We start from the raw sequence: 5,084 nt of genomic DNA on the forward strand, positions 1-5,084 counted from the left end.
GCTCCATTCCCGCCCTCGTTGACCAGCTCAAGAACCTGATAGCCGCCGAACAGCGCATCGTTCTCGCCGCTCCCACGCAGGGTGACGTGGAGCGCACTGCATCCATGCTGCGTGAATACCAGGTACCTTATCGTCTCGGCAGTCGCATTGTGCAGCATGGTGCCGAACTCGAAGAGGCCAGCTATCTCGCCGGCGACATGCGCGTGCCCGTCATTGTGCGCACGCAGATTTCGTCCGGCGTCAGCTTTCCCGATGCCAACCTGGTTCTCTTCGGCGCGAATGATATGTCAGACGATGCCGACGTCGCCGCGCGCCCCGAGCCGAAAAAGTCAAAGACCGCGGCGTTCCTTTCGGACTTCCGCGACCTCGCCATCGGCGACTACGTCGTCCACGTCGAGCACGGCATCGCACAATACCAGGGCCTCAAAGAAATCGTGCAGGACGGCCTCGCCGTCGAATTCATGATTCTAGAATTCGCCGAGCAAGCCAAGCTTTATGTTCCGCTCACGCGCCTCGACCTGATCCAGAAATACCGCTCCACCGACACCGGTCCCGCGCCGGTCCTGAACAAACTCGGCTCTCAGCAGTGGGTCAAGACAAAGGCACGCGTCAAGAAGGCCATGCGGGACATGGCCGCCGAACTGCTCAAGCTCTATGCGCAGCGCCACACCGCGCAAGGCACGTCCTTTTCGCCTGACAACGATTTTCAGCGCGAGTTCGAAGACTCCTTCGACTACCGCGAGACCGACGACCAACTCACCGCGATCTCTGCCGTCAAGCAGGACATGGAATCTACGACGCCCATGGATCGCCTGCTCTGCGGTGACGTTGGCTACGGCAAAACCGAAGTGGCCATGCGCGCAGCTTTCAAAGCCGTGCAGGACGGCAAACAAGTCGCGATTCTCACACCCACCACGGTCCTCGCTTTCCAGCACTTCGAGACATTCAAGAAGCGTTTCTCGCAATTCCCCATCACCGTCGAAATGATCTCGCGCTTCCGTACGCCGAAAGAGCAAAAGGTCATCCTCGAAAAAGTCGAAACCGGCAAAGTCGACATCCTCATTGGCACCCACCGCATTCTGTCGAAGGACATCAAATTCCAGGACCTCGGCCTGCTCGTCGTCGACGAAGAGCAGCGCTTCGGTGTGCGCCACAAGGAACGGCTGAAGCAAATGCGCAAAGAGATCGACGTGCTCGCCATGAGCGCTACGCCGATTCCGCGTACGCTCCACATGTCGCTCGTCGGCCTCCGCGATATGTCCGTCATCGAAACGCCGCCCAAAGATCGCATGGCAATTCAAACCGTCGTGGCCAAGTTCGATGAGAAAATCATTCGTTCCGCAATCGAAGTTGAACTAGAGCGCGGCGGCCAGGTCTACTTCGTTCACAATCGCGTCGAAACCATCTACGAAATCGCATCGCGCATCCAGGAACTTGTTCCCGGTGCGCGCGTCGTCGTCGGCCACGGTCAGATGGGTGAAAAAGATCTGGAAGGCGTGATGCTCGCCTTCATGCATCACGAATTCGATGTGCTCGTCGCCACCACCATCATCGAAAACGGCCTCGACATCCCGCTCGCCAACACCATCGTCATCAACCGTGCCGATCGCCACGGGCTCAGCGAGCTTTATCAACTTCGCGGCCGCGTTGGCCGCTCCAATCGCCGCGCTTATTCCTATCTGCTCATCCCACCCGAGCGCGAACTGACCGACATCGCCCGCCGCCGTCTCGCCGCACTCAAAGAGTTCTCAGACCTCGGCGCTGGATTCAAAATTGCCGCGCTCGATCTCGAACTGCGCGGGGCAGGGAACATGCTCGGCGGCGAGCAGAGCGGCCATATCGAGGCCGTCGGCTTCGAACTCTACACGTCTATGCTCGAAGCGGCCGTGAAGGAAATGAAGGGCGAAGGCGGCGAAGAACGTCCGAGCACGCAACTCAATCTCGGCATCGCCCTGCGCATCGACGAGAGTTATGTCGCCGAAGAGAACCAGCGGCTGCGCCTCTACAAGAAAATCGCAGGAGCCGAAAACGAGAAAGCCATCGCAGACCTCCGCGCCGAAATGGAAGATCGCTATGGCGCATTACCTGACGCCACCGTGTACCTGCTCGAGGCTGCCACGCTACGGCTGGAGTGCGAGCGCCTCGGCATCGCCCAAATCGATCGCAAACGTACCGAGCTGCAAATTCGATTCACAGAGAAGGCCGCAATCGATCCGCAGCACCTCATGCGCCTTGTGGCGCGAAACGCCAAGCGCGGCGCACAATTCACGCCGCAGGGCCTGCTCAAGTTTCCCCTGGCCGCCACACGTCCCGACGATGTTCTACTAGAGATTCGGGACCTGCTCACCAAACTCGCTCCCGACGCCGTCACCGCATAATTCACAATCAAACCAAGAGGACTTGTGAGAAAAACCGCCGCACTTCTTGCCATTGGAGCTTGTATGTCTTCCGCGATTGCCGTCCGAGCTGAATCACCCAAAGAAGACTTCCAGAAGGTCTCTGACGAGTACTTCGACCAGGTCTACTTCCCCAATCAACCGACCTCGGGCACGGTGGTCGGCTATCACCAATACGACTCCAAGCTAGAAGATTTCTCCCAGGCCAGGATTAACGCGGAAATCGGCGACTTGAACCACTTCGCAGATCGCGTCTCTGCGATTCCCGCAGCCTCGCTTGATCAGACCACTCGTGGCGATCGCCAGATGGTCCTCGGAGAGATTCACTCGCGCCTGCTGACCCTTCAGACTATCCGCCCCTGGGCCAAAGATGCCGACAACTATTCCAGCACATGCGCTAACGCAGCTTTCACGCTCATGGAACGAAAATTTGCACCGGCTAACGATCGGCTCCGTTCACTCATTGCCCGCGAGAAGCTGATGCCGGGCCTTCTTGCCGAGGCGCGCACAAACCTTCAGAACCCTCCACGCATCTTCACCGAAATCGCTATCGAACAGCTTCCCGGCATCGTCAGCTTCTTTCAGCACGATGTTCCCGCGGCTTTCGTAGACGCTGGCGATCCCGCGCTCAAATCGGAATTCGCACAAACCAATGCCGCAGTCATCTCCGCGTTGAACGACTACCTCGCCTGGCTCAAAACCGACTTGCTGCCTCGTTCCAACGGAGACTTCCGCATCGGCGCCGACACCTTCTCGAAAAAGCTACTGTACGACGAGATGGTCGATCTGCCGCTCCCCAGGCTGCTCGAAATCGGTTACGCTGACATGCGCCAGAACCAGCAGCACTTCGCTGAAGTCGCCAAAGAACTCGAGCCCAACAAAACTCCCCGCGAGGTTCTCGAAGAACTAGGCAGCCAGCACCCCGCGCCCAATCAGCTGATTCCCGCCTTCACCGCGACCTTTACCAGCCTTCTCGACTTCATCCGCTCCCACCACATCGTCACTATCCCTTCCGATGTGCGGCCGGTTGTCCAGGAGACTCCGCCCTTCATGCGCGCTACCACCCAGGCCAGCATGGACTCACCCGGCCCCTTTGAAAACCATGCGACCACGTCGTTCTTCAATGTCACACTGCCTGATCCCTCCATGACTCCTGCGCAGGTTGAGGGTTACATGCACTCTTTCAACATCGGCACCGTAATCTCTACATCTGTACACGAGGCCTATCCCGGCCATTACGTGCAGTATCTTTACTCGCTCAAGGCCCCGAGCCGCGTGCGCAAGATCCTCAGCGCGACGACCAATGTCGAAGGCTGGGCTCACTACACTGAGCAGATGATGCTCGACAACGGCTACGGACAGCCCGGCACCGGAGCCAAAGACCAGCGCGAAGCCAAATTCCTTCGCCTCGGCCAACTCCAGGACGCCCTGCTGCGCAACGCGCGCTTCATCGTCGGCATCCAAATGCATACAGGGAACATGACTTACGAGCAGGCCGTCGAATTCTTCCAGAAGGAAGGCTACCAGCCAAAGGAGACCGCGGAAGTTGAGGCCAAGCGCGGTGCGGGCGACCCCACTTATCTCTACTACACCCTGGGAAAACTTGAGATCATGAAGCTGCGCTCAGACCTGATGAAAAAGCAGGGCGCAGCGTTTTCACTGGAGAAGTTTCATGACGAATTTCTCAGCCAGGGCTTCCCGCCCATCAAGATTGTGCGCGAAGCATTGCTTGGCGATGATTCGCCAGCGCTTTAAAGATCAACAGCATTTCATCCAAATTATCGTTTCACTCGCGTAGCTTTTAGTTGAGGGACAGTTGATGACAGAGCAAGTACGCAAGGTGGTTTTTCCTGCTGGCGGCCTCGGCACTCGCTTTCTCCCCGCCACCAAAGTCATACCCAAAGAGATGCTGGCTCTTGTCGACAAGCCCATCATCCAGTACGGAGTTGAAGAAGCGGTGGCCTCCGGCATCGAGCACATCATCATCATCACCGGACGCGGCAAAGGCGCCATGGAAGACCATTTCGATCACAGCTTCGAATTGGACGCCACGCTGGAGCGCCGCGGGAAAAAAGAACTGCTCGCCGTCTCGCGCGGCGTCTCTGCACTTGCGCGCGTCAGCTATGTCCGCCAGCGCGAACCGCTCGGCCTGGGACACGCCGTTCTCTGCGCCAAGGAACTTGTCGGCGACGAACCCTTCGCTGTCATCCTGCCCGACGACGTGATTGATGCCGAAGTGCCCTGTCTCAAGCAGATGATCGACGTCTTCAACGATCGCGGCGGATCTGTATTGGCCACGCAAACCATCGAAGGGCCCGCCATCTCTGCCTACGGTGTGCTTGCTGGGCGGCAGGACCCCGACGACCCGCGCATCTACGATTGCACCGGCATGGTCGAGAAGCCAAAATTCGAAGACGCACCGTCAAAGCAGGCCATTATCGGCCGCTACGTCCTGACCCCGCGCATCTTCGAATTACTGGAGCAGACCACTCCCGGGGCCGGAGGCGAAATCCAGCTGACGGATGGAATCAAAGCTTTGCTGAAGGAAGAGAAGGTCTTCGGCTACACGTTTGAAGGCAAGCGCTTCGACGCTGGAGACAAATTCGGCATGTTGCAGGCCACGGTCGAGTTCGCCCTCAAGCGCCCCGAGTTCGGCGAAAAGTTCCGCGAATACCTGAAGAGCCTGCC

The 5,084-nt window shown here is 58.4% G+C and carries 3 protein-coding genes; all 3 read left to right on the forward strand.

The window, feature by feature from the left end:
- The coding region (gene mfd, locus WA354_RS20130; protein WP_472814807.1) for a transcription-repair coupling factor at positions 1 to 2,378 on the forward strand (2,378 nt) is incomplete at its 5' end.
- Positions 2,379 to 2,441: 63 nt separating this feature from the next.
- On the forward strand, positions 2,442 to 4,151 hold the full coding sequence (locus tag WA354_RS20135; protein WP_472814808.1) for a DUF885 domain-containing protein: 1,710 nt from the start codon (positions 2,442 to 2,444) through the stop codon (positions 4,149 to 4,151).
- A gap of 64 nt (positions 4,152 to 4,215) precedes the next feature.
- The coding region (gene galU, locus WA354_RS20140; protein WP_472814809.1) for a UTP--glucose-1-phosphate uridylyltransferase GalU at positions 4,216 to 5,084 on the forward strand (869 nt) is incomplete at its 3' end.

The sequence above is a fragment of the Occallatibacter sp. genome, from assembly GCF_049802275.1.
GTDB lineage: Bacteria > Acidobacteriota > Terriglobia > Terriglobales > Acidobacteriaceae > Telmatobacter.